This window comes from Paenibacillus sp. 203 (assembly GCF_037027525.1).
GTDB lineage: Bacteria > Bacillota > Bacilli > Paenibacillales > Paenibacillaceae > Paenibacillus > Paenibacillus polymyxa_B.
Window position 1 is genome coordinate 351,719 of the sequence record NZ_JAXCHD010000002.1, and the last position, 15,327, is coordinate 367,045.

The 15,327-nt window shown below is 48.7% G+C and carries 18 protein-coding genes; 2 read left to right on the top strand and 16 right to left on the bottom strand.

All coding sequences use genetic code 11. The features are described 5' to 3' along the window. Positions 1-159: 159 nt before the first annotated feature. The 10 genes from rnc to WA407_RS04845 all read right to left on the bottom strand — a co-directional run bounded on the left by rnc (position 160) and on the right by WA407_RS04845 (position 8,236). Positions 160-858: a ribonuclease III gene (gene rnc / locus WA407_RS04800; protein ID WP_013309856.1), complete on the bottom strand. Its 699-nt coding sequence runs from the start codon at positions 856-858 to the stop codon at positions 160-162. A gap of 12 nt (positions 859-870) precedes the next feature. After that, entirely contained in the window at positions 871-2,109 is a 1,239-nt protein-coding gene (gene fabF, locus WA407_RS04805; protein ID WP_061832008.1) for a beta-ketoacyl-ACP synthase II, read from the bottom strand. Positions 2,110-2,337: 228 nt separating this feature from the next. Then, entirely contained in the window at positions 2,338-2,571 is a 234-nt protein-coding gene (locus WA407_RS04810; protein WP_007429985.1) for an acyl carrier protein, read from the bottom strand. A gap of 108 nt (positions 2,572-2,679) precedes the next feature. After that, entirely contained in the window at positions 2,680-3,429 is a 750-nt protein-coding gene (gene fabG, locus WA407_RS04815) for a 3-oxoacyl-[acyl-carrier-protein] reductase (protein WP_025721716.1), read from the bottom strand. Positions 3,430-3,479: 50 nt separating this feature from the next. Then, positions 3,480-4,424, bottom strand: coding sequence for an ACP S-malonyltransferase (gene fabD / locus WA407_RS04820; RefSeq protein WP_254327917.1), 945 nt, complete (start codon positions 4,422-4,424; stop codon positions 3,480-3,482). Positions 4,425-4,505: 81 nt separating this feature from the next. Then, a complete protein-coding gene (locus WA407_RS04825; RefSeq protein WP_069291709.1) occupies positions 4,506-5,495 on the bottom strand; it encodes a beta-ketoacyl-ACP synthase III in 990 nt (329 codons plus the stop codon). Between the two features lie 8 nt (positions 5,496-5,503). After that, complete coding sequence (gene plsX / locus WA407_RS04830) at positions 5,504-6,496, bottom strand: phosphate acyltransferase PlsX (RefSeq protein ID WP_061832012.1); 993 nt, start codon at positions 6,494-6,496, stop codon at positions 5,504-5,506. Then, positions 6,480-7,076, bottom strand: coding sequence for a transcription factor FapR (fapR, locus tag WA407_RS04835; RefSeq protein ID WP_007429980.1), 597 nt, complete (start codon positions 7,074-7,076; stop codon positions 6,480-6,482). The genes plsX and fapR overlap by 17 nt, the downstream gene beginning before the upstream one ends. 280 nt (positions 7,077-7,356) lie before the next feature. Next, positions 7,357-7,530, bottom strand: a complete 174-nt coding sequence (gene rpmF / locus WA407_RS04840; RefSeq protein WP_007429979.1) for a 50S ribosomal protein L32 — start codon at positions 7,528-7,530, stop codon at positions 7,357-7,359. Between the two features lie 187 nt (positions 7,531-7,717). Further along, the gene (locus WA407_RS04845) at positions 7,718-8,236 is read right to left on the bottom strand and encodes a YceD family protein (RefSeq protein WP_235308114.1); all 519 of its coding nucleotides are present in this window, start codon (positions 8,234-8,236) and stop codon (positions 7,718-7,720) included. A 355-nt stretch (positions 8,237-8,591) separates the two neighbouring features. On the opposite strand from WA407_RS04845, the gene WA407_RS04850 reads away from it, so the two are divergent. Continuing rightward, positions 8,592-9,827: a nucleotidyltransferase gene (locus tag WA407_RS04850; RefSeq protein WP_235308113.1), complete on the top strand. Its 1,236-nt coding sequence runs from the start codon at positions 8,592-8,594 to the stop codon at positions 9,825-9,827. On the opposite strand, the gene WA407_RS04855 is transcribed toward WA407_RS04850, so the two are convergent. Next, positions 9,817-10,848 carry a YlbL family protein gene (locus WA407_RS04855; protein WP_336076888.1) on the bottom strand — a complete coding sequence of 344 codons (1,032 nt, stop codon included), beginning with the start codon at positions 10,846-10,848 and terminating at the stop codon, positions 9,817-9,819. The two genes, WA407_RS04850 and WA407_RS04855, sit on opposite strands and share 11 nt — an antisense overlap. A gap of 199 nt (positions 10,849-11,047) precedes the next feature. Between WA407_RS04855 and WA407_RS04860 the strand changes: the two genes are divergently transcribed. Next, positions 11,048-12,331 (top strand): nucleoside recognition protein, encoded by a 1,284-nt coding sequence (locus tag WA407_RS04860; RefSeq protein ID WP_336076889.1) that lies wholly within the window; start codon positions 11,048-11,050, stop codon positions 12,329-12,331. Here WA407_RS04860 and coaD read toward each other — a convergent pair. From coaD to WA407_RS04885, 5 genes are all read right to left on the bottom strand, one after another. Next, on the bottom strand, positions 12,294-12,815 hold the full coding sequence (coaD, locus tag WA407_RS04865) for a pantetheine-phosphate adenylyltransferase (protein WP_013309846.1): 522 nt from the start codon (positions 12,813-12,815) through the stop codon (positions 12,294-12,296). The two genes, WA407_RS04860 and coaD, sit on opposite strands and share 38 nt — an antisense overlap. After that, the gene (gene rsmD / locus WA407_RS04870; protein ID WP_061831348.1) at positions 12,808-13,449 is read right to left on the bottom strand and encodes a 16S rRNA (guanine(966)-N(2))-methyltransferase RsmD; all 642 of its coding nucleotides are present in this window, start codon (positions 13,447-13,449) and stop codon (positions 12,808-12,810) included. Before rsmD ends, coaD begins: the two co-directional genes overlap by 8 nt. 504 nt (positions 13,450-13,953) lie before the next feature. Beyond that, the gene (locus tag WA407_RS04875; RefSeq protein WP_023988155.1) at positions 13,954-14,076 is read right to left on the bottom strand and encodes a cyclic lactone autoinducer peptide; all 123 of its coding nucleotides are present in this window, start codon (positions 14,074-14,076) and stop codon (positions 13,954-13,956) included. Positions 14,077-14,081: 5 nt separating this feature from the next. Continuing rightward, complete coding sequence (locus WA407_RS04880; protein ID WP_336076992.1) at positions 14,082-14,597, bottom strand: accessory gene regulator ArgB-like protein; 516 nt, start codon at positions 14,595-14,597, stop codon at positions 14,082-14,084. Next, complete coding sequence (locus tag WA407_RS04885; protein ID WP_061831346.1) at positions 14,590-15,222, bottom strand: hypothetical protein; 633 nt, start codon at positions 15,220-15,222, stop codon at positions 14,590-14,592. The genes WA407_RS04880 and WA407_RS04885 overlap by 8 nt, the downstream gene beginning before the upstream one ends. Positions 15,223-15,327 lie beyond the last annotated feature (105 nt).

The window sequence follows — 15,327 nt, forward strand, 5'->3', positions numbered from 1 at the left end:
AAAGCACAGTACCGACACTCACATTACACCAGCAAAGCCACGAAAAAAGAGCAAAACGCAGTCCATTCGCCATTACGGGCCGGGACTCCCCGCGGACTGCCCTTTGCTCTTACTTTGTGCCCCTGCTTGCGTAACCCGTCCGGGCTGCTCAGGTACCGTTTACGATTCTGCCAGCTTCAAACGGTTTAAAGCTACTGCCGCCGCTTGCTGCTCAGCTTCTTTTTTGGAGCGTCCCGTACCTGCCCCTAGCCGTTCGCTGTCCATATATACCTCGGCTACAAACTCGCGCTCATGGGCTGGTCCGCGCTCCTCTACAATCTTGTATTCAAGCATCCCCATGTTATGATGCTGCGTCAGTTCCTGAAGCTCTGTTTTGAAATCACTCATCTGAAGCTTTCCGTTTAATACAATTTGAGGAAAAATATAACGTTCCAGAAACGACCGGACGGCCTCCAGACCCTGATCCAAATAAAGCGCACCTACGAACGCTTCGAATACATCAGCCAACAGAGCCGGACGAGTACGCCCACCTGTCAACTCTTCACCTTTTCCAAGCAGTACATATTGCCCGAACTCCAGCCCGACAGCAAATTTCACCAGCGAAGGCTCACAGACAATAGCTGCACGCAACTTGGTGAGTTCGCCTTCGGGTCGGTTAGGGTACTGATTGTACAATTGCTCGGACACCGTCAGTTCCAGAACAGCGTCACCTAAAAATTCAAGACGCTCATTGTCTGCATGCTGACTGAACCGATGTTCGTTTACGTAGGAAGCGTGCGTAAAGGCCTGCTTCAGAAGCTGCCGATTGTTGAATTGAATATGAAGTTTCTGCTGTAATTGCTTCAAGTCTCCACTCAACGAACTGACCCCTTATGCTTCATATTTTTTTAGAATAACCGTAGCATTGTGACCGCCAAAACCAAAGGAATTGGACATAACCACATTCAGTTCCGCTTTTCTCGGCTTATTAGGTACATAATCAAGATCGCATGCCGGGTCTTGATTATCCAAATTAATCGTTGGCGGAATCGTCTGATGCTGAAGAGCGAGACCACAGATCACGGCTTCAACGCCGCCCGCTGCACCCAATAAATGCCCTGTCATCGACTTGGTTGAGCTGATCGCTACCTTATAGGCATGCTCTCCAAGCGTTTTCTTAACTGCTTCCGTTTCGGATTTATCACCGACTGGTGTAGATGTACCATGTGCATTGATATAATCAATCTCTTCAGGATTCAATCCAGCATCACGGATCGCCATTCTAATGCAGCGTGCCGCTCCCTCTGGATCAGGCTCCGTCATATGATGGGCATCGCCAGAAAGACCGTAGCCAATCACTTCACCGTAAATACGCGCACCACGCTTCAAAGCATGATCCAACGATTCCAGAATAAGAACACCAGAGCCTTCGCCCATAACAAACCCGTCTCTTTCGGTATCAAAAGGACGACTTGCCTTTTGAGGCTCGTCATTACGCGTGGACATCGCTCGCATGGAACAAAATCCAGCCATACCAATCGGACGAATAGTGGCCTCAGCTCCTCCGCAAATCATGGCGTCTGCGTCACCGCGCTGAATCATGCGGAAGGAATCGCCAATAGCATGACTGCCCGTGGCACATGCCGTAACTGGTGATGTATTAGGGCCTTTAGCACCGAGTGAAATCGATACTTGACCGGAACCCATATTAGCAATCATCATCGGAATGAAGAAAGGGCTTACGCGTTTAGGTCCTTTTTCAATCAGTGCGTTGTGCTGATCTTCCCAAGTTCCCAATCCGCCAATACCGGAACCGACAGATACACCAACACGCTCAGCGTCCGCATTTTCTCCGATTACAAGTCCGCTGTCCTCAAGCGCCAACTTACTAGCAGCAACCGCAAACTGCACAAAGCGGTCCATTTTACGCGCATCCTTACGTTCAATATAATCCTCTGGATTAAAATCTTTAATGGAAGCGGCTATTTTTGTAGTGTACTCACTTGTATCGAAAGCTTCGATTTCACTGACGCCGGATTTTCCAGCCATCAGATTATCCCATAGTGTGTTCAAATCCTGTCCCAGCGAAGTGATTACACCCATTCCTGTTATGACAACACGTTGTTTCAAAGATAATCACCTCTATGTCTACTGCATATTGTATTTTAAGACCGCACACTCTTGTGCGTAAAAATAATATAGAATCAACTAAAGTTAGTAATGCCGCATACTTCTCAGCCTTTGACTAAGTGAAGCTGAGCCAAACTCAAAAACACGCGGCAATTCCGTCTTTAGTTCAATCTGTATAATTAGGAGAAAGTCCCGCCTGTAACAGAACGGGACTTTTGATGACATGAATTAGGTATGAGATTGTATGTACTTCACAACTTCACCTACAGTTGTAATTTTCTCTGCATCTTCATCAGAGATTTCCATATCAAACTCATCTTCCAATTCCATTACCAATTCAACTACATCGAGAGAATCAGCGCCTAAATCATCTTTAAAAGATGCTTCAAGTGTAACTTCGGCTTCGTCGGCTCCCAAACGGTCAACGACAATGCGTTTTACGCGCTCCAATACATCGGACATCCGGCTCACCTCCTCTTAGGTATTATACGAAAATTACAATTAAAATGCCATAGAAGAGAGTTTTCATTGACAACTCTTCATCGGGGCATGCGGATTGGCAACATGCTACTACATATACATGCCGCCATCCACATGCAAAGTCTGGCCCGTCATATATGAGGAAGCATCCGAGGCCAAGAACAGCACCACGTCAGCAATTTCCTCAGGCCGTCCAAGACGGGCCAGCGGTATACCGCTAAGCATATTGTCACGCAAATCATCAGCCAGTACCTGTGTCATCTCAGTATCGATGAATCCAGGAGCCACACAGTTCACTGTAATACCTCTCGACGCAAGCTCCCGAGCAGAGGATTTGGTAAGACCAATTACCCCTGCTTTAGCAGCAACGTAGTTGGCTTGTCCTGCGTTGCCAAGTACACCGACCACGGAGGAGATATTGATAATTCGGCCAGAACGCTGCTTCATCATTGGACGTGTTGCCGCCTTAAGACAATTAAACACACCCTTCAGATTCGTTTCGATCACCTGATCGAATTCCTCTTCCTTCATGCGCATGATTAAATTATCTCTTGTTATGCCGGCATTATTCACCAGGATGTCAATCTTGCCCCAAGCGCCAATCACATCCTTGATCAACTGATCTGCTTCGTCAGCGCGACCGACATTAGCCTGAACTGTAATAGCCTCTACACCTTTGGCACGAATCTGCTCTGCTACCTCAGTCGCAGCCGCTTCACTACCAGCATAGTTTACTGCCACATTAGCGCCTGCTTCAGCCAGCGCCAGCGCGATACTACGGCCAATTCCGCGCGACGCTCCCGTAACGAGCGCCGTTTTTCCACTCAATGGCTTAGACATCATAGTCCCCCCTTGCAAGTATATAACCCGTTAAGGCAATGATTATACTTTTAACGGGCCTCCAAGGCTTCCGTTACAGAAGCAAACGACTCCAGGCTACTTATATTATACAGCTTAACCGTTTTGTCGATTTTTTTAACCAGTCCAGTCAAAACACTTCCCGGTCCAAACTCAACAAAGGTGTCAACACCTTGTTCTAGTAGCCATGTTACACTGTCTTCCCACAGTACCGGAGAATAGACCTGATCCACCAACAGTTGGCGGATTTCGCTCCCCTCACGTACAGGTTTAGCTGTTACATTGGCAACAACTGGAATCTGAGCTTTGGAGAAATTTACAGCCCCCAACTTGCCGGAGAGCTTGGTCGCTGCTTCCTTCATCAATGACGAGTGGAAAGGACCGCTAACCTCCAGAGTAATAGCGCGCTTGCCTCCTGCTTCCTTCACACGTTCAGCGACAGCAGCTACGCCCTCCTTCGTACCAGATACAACAATTTGTCCGGGACAATTGATGTTGGCTAGTTCGACCAGTTGACCAGACTCCGTAATATCACGGCACAATGCTGCCAATGCTTCACGATCAGCTCCCAACACAGCAGCCATCCCGCCTTGCCCATCAGGAATGGCCTGCTCCATGAACTCGCCACGTGTACGAACGATCTCAACCGCATCCTCAAATGCGAGGACACCGGAAGCGACTAGCGCGCTGTATTCTCCTAGACTGTGTCCAGCCACATAATCGGGATGAACGCCCATTTTTTCCTTGAACGCTTCATACAACGCAATGCTCGCCGTTAACAGTGCAGGCTGCGTATTGGATGTTTGCTTCAAAGCTGTGTCCGGCCCTTCAAAAATCAGTGCGCTTAGTGCGAACCCTAACCGTTCGTCCGCTTGGCGAAATACTTCTGTTGCAGCTGGAACTGCTTCATAAGCATCTTTAGCCATACCTACAGCTTGTGAACCCTGACCGGGAAATATAAATGCCGTTTTGCCCATCGTGTATGCACCTCTCTGTATCCAATGCTTGTCCTGTAAAACACTACACAAATTCAATATTATATCGAAAATTCCAACTAATTACCAGACAAGAACCGACGCTCCCCAGGTCAAGCCACCGCCAAAGCCCACCATTAATACACGGTCGCCTTCCTTCATGCGGCCTTCCTCAGCTGCTTCCACAAGAGCGAGAGGGATTGATGCTGCAGATGTATTCGCATATTTATGAACATTAACAACTACCTTTTCCTCTGGTAAATCCAGACGTTGCATCGCCGATTGGATGATGCGAATATTGGCTTGATGCGGAACGAACAGATCAATATCATCTTTGGACAGCCCTGCTTTTTCCAACACATCAACCGTTGCCGTTCCCATAACACGAACCGCGAACTTGAACACTTCGCGTCCGTTCATGTAAATATAGTGCTGTTTATTTTCCAGTGTGTCTGCACTCGCAGGCAAACGCGAGCCTCCGGCTTCCAACTTGAGTAAGCTGCCTCCGGCACCTTCAGCCCCGAGATCAAAGGATTGGAATCCTCTACCTTCAGGCACTTCGCCAATCACTACAGCTCCTGCACCATCTCCGAATAGAACACAGGTATTGCGGTCGGTATAATCTGTAATCCGAGAAAGACAGTCTGCCCCAATGATTAATGCATTATTATAAATACCTGTCTTAATGAAGCTCGTTGCCGTAGCCAGTCCGTATACAAAACCCGAGCATGCCGCAGACAAATCGAAAGCTGCTGCGCCTTTGGCTCCCAATTTGTCCTGAAGAATGCAGGCAGTTGACGGAAACGCCATATCCGGTGTAACCGTAGCTACAATAATTAAATCCAGATCCTGTGCCGTCATACCCGCGGACTCCAACGCCTTAATTGCTGCTTCATAAGCTAAATCAGATGTAGCCTGTTCTGGAGCCGCAATATGGCGCTCCTGAATCCCTGTACGACTGACAATCCATTCATCACTCGTTTCTACGATTGCTTCCAAATCTTTATTGGTCAGAATTTTCTCAGGTACGTATTTCCCTGTTCCGATAACACCAACCGGCCGTAATTTATTCATATCGTCACTCACTTCCTGCTGATTTCCTTGGATATACTTTCTACCAACCGGTTTTGCAAGGCCGTACGAGCCTGCCTTACCGCGTTTTTGACGGCAACGCCGTCAGACGAACCGTGACTTTTCAGGACGAGTCCACTCAAACCCAGCAAAGGAGCCCCGCCATGCTCTTTGTAATCCAATTTACCTTTCAGACTGCGAAGCTCAGGCATAATCAAGGCTGCTGCAAGCTTGGTCTTCAAGGATTTGGTGAATTGCTCTTTTAAGAGAGAAAATATGGCTCCGGCTGTACCCTCCAGTGATTTTAGCATGATATTTCCAGCAAATCCATCACACACCAGTACATCGCAATTTCCGGTTAACACATCTCTCGATTCAACATTACCCACAAAATTGACAGGTAACTGCTCAATAAGTGGAAATGCCAACTTCGTCAGTTCATTGCCCTTCCCAGCTTCAGTCCCCACATTCAGCAGACCCACCCTTGGAGAAGTCACACCGTGAACTTTCTGACGATACAAGCTCCCCATCAGTGCATACTGGGCAAGATGCTCAGGCTTGGCATCCATATTGGCTCCTAAGTCAAGCGCCAGAATACCCTGATCATCAATCGTTGGTATCATCGGCGCGAGAGCCGGACGTTCAATGCCTTCCATTCTTCCAACCACCAGCAACCCTGTGGTCATTAGCGCGCCTGTATTACCTGCGGATATCATGGCATCCGCTTCGCCTTCTCTGACCATTCGACCAGCCACGACCATCGAAGCATCCTTTTTACGGCGCACTGCCTTTACAGGCTCGTCCTGTGCATCTATCGTTTCGGATGCATGGCGAATGCTGAGGTTCGTCGGCAACGCCCTACCGTTCAGAACCGATTCAATTCGTTCCCGGTCACCAACCAGCGTAATGTCCGTATCCTTCCATTCCGCCGCCGCAGATAGCGCGCCCTCTACTGTCGCCTCAGGAGCATTATCTCCCCCCATGGCATCAATGGCGATCCGCATGCTGACTTCCTCCTTCGCTATACTCTTCCTCCGTGGAGCGATAAATGACAAAGTTGCCTTGGAACACCATTTCTTCTCCTACGTAGGCAAAGACTTCCACTTTAGCCTTCCCTTTTTGTTCTGGATTGGAACGTACATATGCCTTGGCAATGCACTTCTCACCTAAATGAACCGGGCGGACAAAGCGTATATCCGCTGACGCGGTCAATGCTATCTCATCATTAATCACAGCAACGGCCAATGAATTGGCCTGGGCAAATACATAATGCCCCCGCGCAATGCCAGTACGCGAAAAAATATGTTCCTCTTTAATTTCAAAAATCGAAATACCGCTTCGATCCAACTGTAGATCAACGATATCCCCGATCACTTCATGCAAAGGCAAGGAACGAACCTGGTCGTAGGAGCGCTCAGCCATCAGCTTTAGCCGTTCCCGCAATTCCGGGATTCCCAGCTCCATCCGGTCCAGCCGAATAGTCTGAATACTTACCTTCAGCTGTCTTGTCAATTCCTGATCCGTTACGAACGGATTATCATCAATTAATTGAGTCAGCCGCTGCTGTCTCTGTCTCTTCGGCAAACGTTCGATGTCAATGAGGCCTCCTTTCTCTACAATAAACTGTCGTTCAGACGACAGTTTGGGTTACTTTACTTCACTTTCTAACGGCGGACTTCAAGCCGATTTGTCTTCTTGTATGTATAAAGGAACCCCTTCGGCCCTTCTTTCTTAGAACCTGGTACTAAAACAGTATATAGCATGCTGACGTAAAAAGGAAGCATGCAGACAAAAAAAGTAGCGCCTCACTGAAGTGAAGCGCTACTCTTTCTGCGAAGATTCCAAAGAATCCGCTTATCGGACATTATTGAGAGATGATCTCTCTAGCTTTGTACGTTCCGCAAACTTTGCACACATGGTGAGCAAGTTTCAATTCGCCGCATTCGGAGCATTTCACCATACCTGGTACTGCCAGTTTAAAGTGAGTACGACGTTTGTCGCGACGAGTTTTGGATGTTCTCCGTTGAGGTACTGCCATTCTTCCCACCTCCTTAACCAGATCAACCCCGCATAACGGGTATGACTTCTTATCTCATTCAAGACTGAAAGTAAATGCTAGAAGCAATTATCTTACAGCCGGTGAATCAAGCCTGCAACATCCACGCATCGGTTCAGTAACTCTCCGGCACAAGCGGATGATGATTTTTCAGAATTGAACTCAATTCTCATTTAAAAAAATCCTTAAGCCCTGCCAGACGCGGATCAATCTTTTCCGTATTGCCATCGCTACTGTCATCGGAGCCAATACTCCAGTTTTGTCCGGTCTTTGGTGCGATTCCCTGACAATCCTCACTGCACAAAGGCGCAAACGGCACATGCAGTACAAACAGTTCTTCACAATACGGTGCAATGTCGAAGGAGTCCTCCGTCACTGCGATAAAATCGCCATCTTCATCCTCCTCTTCAACACTCGAAGAGGCTTGCTTGAACCGTTCACGGAATTCAATCTTTAAATCCTCGTGCATCGGGCTTAAACAGCGTGAGCACAGCATGTCCAGACCTGCGGTCAACGTGCCTTCCACGCTCATCAAACCTTGACCCAGACTAACGGCGACCAAGTCGGTCTCCAGCGGGGAAACGGCCGTAACATCAGCACGATCATCCACCAATTCACTCACATTAAGAGATTCACGGATAGGAAAAGGACCGTCACTTGTTGCTACTTTGCGAAAAAATAGTTGCATCACTATCACTCCAAACAAACAAAAATTATTATACCGACTGATCGAGTCGTTTGTCAACACCTTTCACTTTACACCACTCACAAATCCACCGGTTTTCCAATGGTTCGACAAGTTTTATGCAGAAGCAAAAATGCATTGTGCTAAACATGTACTGATGAGTATTCGTACCCCCGCCACTCTTCGTGTACAATAATGCGAGTATAAAGCTTTTTCGTCCAGGTCTCAATGGTCTTGTTCATGCCGACGATGAAAAATCAGTATAGCTGCCCTGAAAACAATCATTGACGGGTACTTAACCATTATTATCAAAAGAGTTACCCAATAAGCTACTTTAAGAAAGGAGCCGACTACAGTCTTGAAAACACTCGGTATGATTGTAGAGTACAATCCCCTGCATAACGGACATATCCATCACTGGGAGGAATCTCTTCGCATCACTGGTGCACAACGCACAGTGGCTGTGATGAGTGGTCCTTTCCTTCAGCGGGGTGAACCCGCGATTACAGACAAATGGTCCCGCACCGAAATGGCACTCGCCATGGGTGTGGACCTAGTTCTGGAGCTGCCTGTGGCCTATGCCGTCCAGCCCGCAGAATGGTTTGCCCGCGGAGCGGTCGCCCTGCTCCATGCGACGGGCATCGTCGACGCGCTCTGCTTCGGCAGCGAGAGCGGAGACATCGCCCCGCTGCGCGCGCTGGCTCGCGTGCTGGCGGCAGAGCCGGCCGAGCTCAAGGCCGGCATCGCGCAGCGCCTAAGCAGCGGCACGAGCTATCCCGCTGCCTACGCGGGAGCCGCAGCCGCGCTCGCGGCCGAAGGAGCGGACGGCGCTGCGCTCGCTGCCCTCATGCAGCAGCCCAACAATACGTTGGGGCTGCATTATTTGATTGCGCTGGAACGGCTGGGCAGCACAATCAAGCCCTTCACGGTAACCCGCACGGGATCGGGCTACCACGAAGCCGTGGCCCCTGCGGACGGAATCATCGCCAGCGCCACGGCCATCCGCCGTCTGCTGCTGGACGGCGGGCCGGAGGCCGCGTCGCCGTACATACCTGCGGCGACACTGGAGATTTTGCGGCGCGAGTGGCAAGCTGAACGCGCGCCGCTGCACTGGGAAACGTTCAGCCAGCCGTTGCTGAACGCCCTAATCACACGTAGCCCGCAGCAGCTGGCGGAGCTGCACGAGGTCACAGAAGGGCTGGAGCATCGTCTGCGGCAATCACTGTACACGCTGCCCCAGCCTTCTGTGGAGGCCCTGCTCACCGCGATCAAGACAAGGCGGTATACTCGTACGAAGCTTCAGCGGATGTGTGCACATATTTTGCTGAATCATGCCAAAGCCGATATGACTCCGGCTGAGCTGGCGAAAGGTCCGGGCTATATCCGCGTGCTCGGCTTTAACAGGGCTGGACGCGAGCTGCTGGCACGTATGAAGCAGACAGCCACCCTTCCGGTATGGGTCAAGCTTTCTGCCGGATCACATCCCCACCTGGACTGGGATACAGCCGCAGCCGCCATACACGCAGCCGGGATGCCACGTCCCGCCATCCGCGGCATGTATGCTGATTACTTGCGACCGCCCATTATGGTTTGATGGGCAGCTTTTCCATATAATTCAGCGCATCGTCAAGCCTGCGAACCGAAACAAGCTTCATCCGGCTTCCCATTTGCTCAGCTTTGGCCTTGGCCTCTTTATAATTATCCGCAGGGACGAAAAACAATTCCGCACCCTGACGGTCAGCAGCAACTATTTTATACTTTGCACCACCAATCGCTCCAACCTGACCGTCCTTATCAATAGTACCCGTACCGGCTACACGATATCCCTTACTCAGATCACCTGGTGTCAGTTGGTTATAGATTTCCATGGTAAACATCAAACCTGCCGAAGGACCGCCAACATCCGTAGATGTAAAATGAATCGTTTTACGTTCGTCCTTCGGCTCTACCTTCTGTACCGTGGCAATACTGACGCCAAATCCAGAACGTTGCTTACCCGTCTCACTGTCCGTGATGGTCGTTAAGGGAGCTTGCACGGTCAGCAACTTTCCATCGCGCTTTAGCTTCACTTTAGCCATTTTTCCCGATTTTTCATCCTCTAAAGCCTTCCGAATGGAACGATTATCGGTCACCCGCACGCCGTTCAGCTCCAATATTTCATCTCCAGGCTCAAACACGCTGTTCGATCCCGGGACCTTAAATACATACACATAATCCGGCACAATGCGATAGGGAACATGGGCACGGGTGTAGGCAGCCTCCATCGCGGAAGATTGGGAATCCCCCATATACCATACCTGCTCTGCCGCATATTCGTCTTCACTTCTTCCATGCAGACGATCCTCTTTGCGCTGGATCTCCGAATTGCGGTCCAGCTTGGACAGGCCCAACATAATAACATTGGCATAACGCGCCGATACCGTCGTCATCATAAAGGTCCCCCGTTCGATGCTGTCACCCTCCCGGACTTTAACCATCGGTTTGATCTCGTTAGCCCCACCTGGTCCATAGATCAGATAAGGGGTTGGCATATAGACCAGCACATAGACCATTGCAGCCAGCATTAAGACATAACCGGTTGAAAAAAAAACTCTTTTCCGGTTTAATCGTTTCATTGCTTCTCCCCCTCTTGCAGCCTAACTTCTCCTATCTTATCCAAGTGCCTCTGCGCCACCTGTTCTCAAGCCTTCCGAAAAAGCATACATTGTTTACGACAACGTATACGAACAACCTATCCCAAGACAACGAACGTGAATAAACACTGGAGACAGCATCCCACTCTCCTTAGTATATTTATGAGAGGTGAATTCTTTGATGCAAAAGGAAGCCCATTCCGCTCCTTATTGGACAACCATACTACTTGGCCTCGGAGCCATTTTGCTTGTACTGGCTGTTGTCGCCTCACCAGAAGAAGTATTTCAAGCCTCTACTCAAGGCCTTAAGCTATGGTGGAGTATTATTTTCCCAGCCATGCTGCCTTTTTTGATGCTGTCCGAAATGCTCATCGCCTTTGGTCTAGTACATGGACTAGGTATCCTGCTGGAGCCGTTTATGCGATCCTGGTTTCGTCTACCCGGGCGAAGCGGCTGGGTGTTGGCCCTCGGCCTGACCGCGGGATTCCCAGCTGCAGCGGAAGCGGTGCGCCAATGGGCACAACAGGAGGATATGACTGCGTTTCAGCTTCGACGTCTAACCTCTATCGCTCATTTCTGCAATCCGATTACCATCCTGCTCGTCATCGGGACAGGGCTACTGCACAATGCTACCGCAGGCGTGATGTTACTTGCAGTCCACTGGATTTCCGGGCTGCTGGCAGGCTGGATCACCGCAAGACTACCTGTATCGTCCAAAGAATTGCAAAAACGGGAAACGCCAGCTGCCCTACGGCGCACCTCAGTTTCCCGTACTTCTCCCTCCCTGATCCGATCCGCATGGGAAGCTACCCGCTCTGCCAGAGAACGGGACGGCCGCAGTTTCGGAAAACTGTTGGGCGAAACCGTATCCCATGCTGTACAGACGCTGATGGTGACAGGTGGATTCATTATTTTCTTTTCCGTACTGATTCGACTGCTGTCCATATACACAGGCCAAGGATCGCTTTCTTTCATATGGCCTGCCTGGATGGAAATCCATTTGGGTTCCTATGAAATCAGCCGTCTGCCCTACGATCTCCGTACACAAGCAGCCCTGATCAGTGCTGTGTTGGGCTGGGGCGGCCTGTGCGGCTGGCTTCAGATTACCGCCGTCACCAGACCTTCCGACAAGGGCATCACCTTCACCTTGTCACGAGTGCTCCATGGGATCATTGCTTTTGGACTTACCTTAGCGACATGGGTCCCGCTTAACCGCTTCGTCAGCAATACAACTCCCGCTTATGTCAGTCGCAGTTCTGTGTCTTCTTTTGTGGAAAGCGTAAATGAATCCGCCACGCATCCTGCCATGACCGGAGCCAGCGGCTTACTAACACAAATAGAAGGAACATCTATGTACCCCTGGCAACTAACCGTACTGTCCATTGCGCTACTGGGTACAATTATAGTTACCCTGCTGGCCTTTTCCTTTATGACTTCATGGTGGAGCCGCCGCGATTCGCGTTGACCTTCGCACGCAGCGCGTCTTCCACCTCGGGTGCCACCAGATCTACAACCTTGCCATCAAAATGCGCAATTTCCTTCACCATACTGGAACTCAGATATGAATAAGCCGGATTGGTCATCATAAAGATCGTTTCCGCATCCGGGTTCAGCTTATGATTTGTAGAGGCTAATTGCAGCTCATATTCAAAATCAGTCACCGACCGGATTCCTCTGACAATAACCTGGGCCCCTTTTTGACGTACATAATTAGCTGTCAGATCACGGAAGCTGTCCACTTCAACGTTCGGGATATCGCGAGTTACCGTTCGCAGCAGCTCCATTCGTTCCTCAAGTGAAAACAGCGGGTTTTTACTAATATTGTTAAGAACCGCGACAATCAATAGATCAAACTGTCTGGCTGCTCTTTGAATAATATCCTGGTGCCCCATCGTCACGGGATCAAAGGTTCCCGGATATACGGCAATACGTGGTTTGTGCTCAATCATGATGGTCCTCCCCGTCTGATTCGCTGATGCCGAATTTGACCACTCCGGCTTCCGTATGTTCTACGACATCCGACAAAGCATCGGCTGCAAAATGATAAATAGATAACGCCGTTTCACCATAGACTGCTTTTCTGACCTGTTCGAACGGTCCGAAGCTTTCCGGATATTCATGTCCCGATTCATACTCCAGCACAATGATTGCATCTGAACGAAGCAAGTTCAACTCAGCCATACGGCTCATTAATTCATCTCCGTGTTTGAGACGATAGGGTGGATCGAGAAAAACAGCATCAAAAAGAGCTCCACGTTTTGCCAGCACCTTGAGTGCTCGTCCGGCATCATTGCGGAACACTTCAGCCTGTCCTTCCAGCCCAGTTTTTCGTAAATTTTCTTTAATGACATCAATGCTTTTGGATTCCATATCAATAAAAACAGCCTTGTCCATTCCCCGGCTAAGCGCCTCTATACCCAGGCCACCACTACCAGCAAACAGATCAAGTGCGACTCCCCCATCAAAATAAGGACCTATCATGCTAAATAGCGCTTCCTTGACCTTATCCGTGGTCGGCCGCGTCCCTGTGCCGGGAACTGCCTTTAACGGCCTTCCTTTGGCACTACCCGATACCACTCTCACGCTGAAACTCACCTATTTTCTATATGTGTTCATAACCATATAAGATTATGACGCTATCGTACCACATGCACCGTCGTTTGAAAAACTTAGGATGAGGCAGGTATAAAAAACCATTCCCTGGGCATCCTTAGGATATCGGCATTCAACCAATGTCGTAGACAACCGCGGAGAAGACTTACGTTTCCCCATAAGCTCTTCGTCCGGTTTCTCCTCTCCCATTCGGGCGCTCTTTAATGGAGCGCCTGATTTTTTTTACATAAAAAGAAGCTGCTTAATAGCAGCTCCAGGCTGTCGAGAAACCCCCTGTTTTTTTGCAGGGGGTTTAAAACTGTCTTAGTGGTCTAAAAACTAGGGTCCTCAGATCGTTTTAAATCGATTTTTGTTTTAAAAGATGCGTCTCCCCATATAAAAATAGAAGTGTCGAAAAGTCCTCTAGACTTTCTCGACACTCTGAAGCTGCTTAATAGCAGCTCTATGTATCATTTTTCTATTTCGGCATTTTGTTTATTTCAGAAGTTCCTCGGGTGTATCCCCTTGATAAACATACACATAACTCGCCACTGATACAGCAAATGTTGCAAACATAGACAACGATGTGGCTAATCCATATACCATTTTCCTCATCATTCCACTCACCTCCTTCCTCGGATCAATGTTAGACTTTGGACCAAAAAAGCAACAGCCACTACAGAGGAACCGATTACAAAATTAGTACATACAAGCAAGGAGGATAACAGTCGCAAGAGGGGATAAAAACGTACTGGAATGCGCGACTGCTTTTCAATTCTGGACGGGGCAAAACATAAAACGAGAATGAGAGCTATTCCGGTAAACAGGTTTGTCCACCAACTATTTAAGGCAATGCAGGATATGTAAGTAAAAGCTGCTGAGGTCACCAACACACATGCCATGCCCGTTTTCAAATGAATGCCTCCTGATATTTGGCGCAGTAGGGCGAAAGCGACAAGAATCGATACAGCTTCTACCATCCGTCCCGTGAAGATTGAGGCGAATAGTGTTAACACGATGATCATGGACGCATTCAGAATGAGAGCAAGTGCGTATTTAAGTACTGCGACAGAGGCTGGATGATCAGGCACAGTACGTTTAATCTGGTTAGCAAGTTTGAAAGCCATCGCTTCAATCATCCCGGTATTCCTTTCCGATTGCATAATAGATGAAAAATCCCGAAACCAGTGCAAAAAATATCATACTTAACCATACCTCGTTATAGTAGAGCACAATAGAAGTTGAAATGAGGGACAGGATAATCAGTGTGATGACAATGCCATATTCCTCTTTGAACTTAAGCTTCTTGAAATTAGGGGAAAAGCCGATCCCTTTTCGATACAACATCAATGAAATAAGCAGACCTACTGCCGCGCTTACCACTTGTAGCAGATAGCCCTTCAAGGACCCATCCTGCAGCTCAGAAACCGGAAGGTTGCCGAACATAACTTTTAAGAATACCGACTGAACAACGGCATATGCAAAATAACCTGTAACCGTCATAATACCGGACCACACAATCGGAATCTTCACGACCGTAGCGAGTAAAAAAATAAAAAGTAGCATATTTACGACAGGCACCAAATACGAAAGGGAAAACTCCTCTCGGAGCATATAACTTTGCATATTCATAATCAGGTTAACAAAAATGGCCTGCCAAAGATAAGGGGTCATTTTAACTTTAAAAATACTCAAAATCAGCGCAAAAACAGCTACTCCCTCAAGCGTGGAGAAAAGCAAAAAGCCGATTGGCTTCAAAAGCATGCGTGCATCTCCTTTACAATTCCAACCAACCTCATCGGTGTATTCAAAAACTTGGATGTACATCGAATATAAAGGGCTAAGAGCTACTTTTCAAGAGGTCTTTTC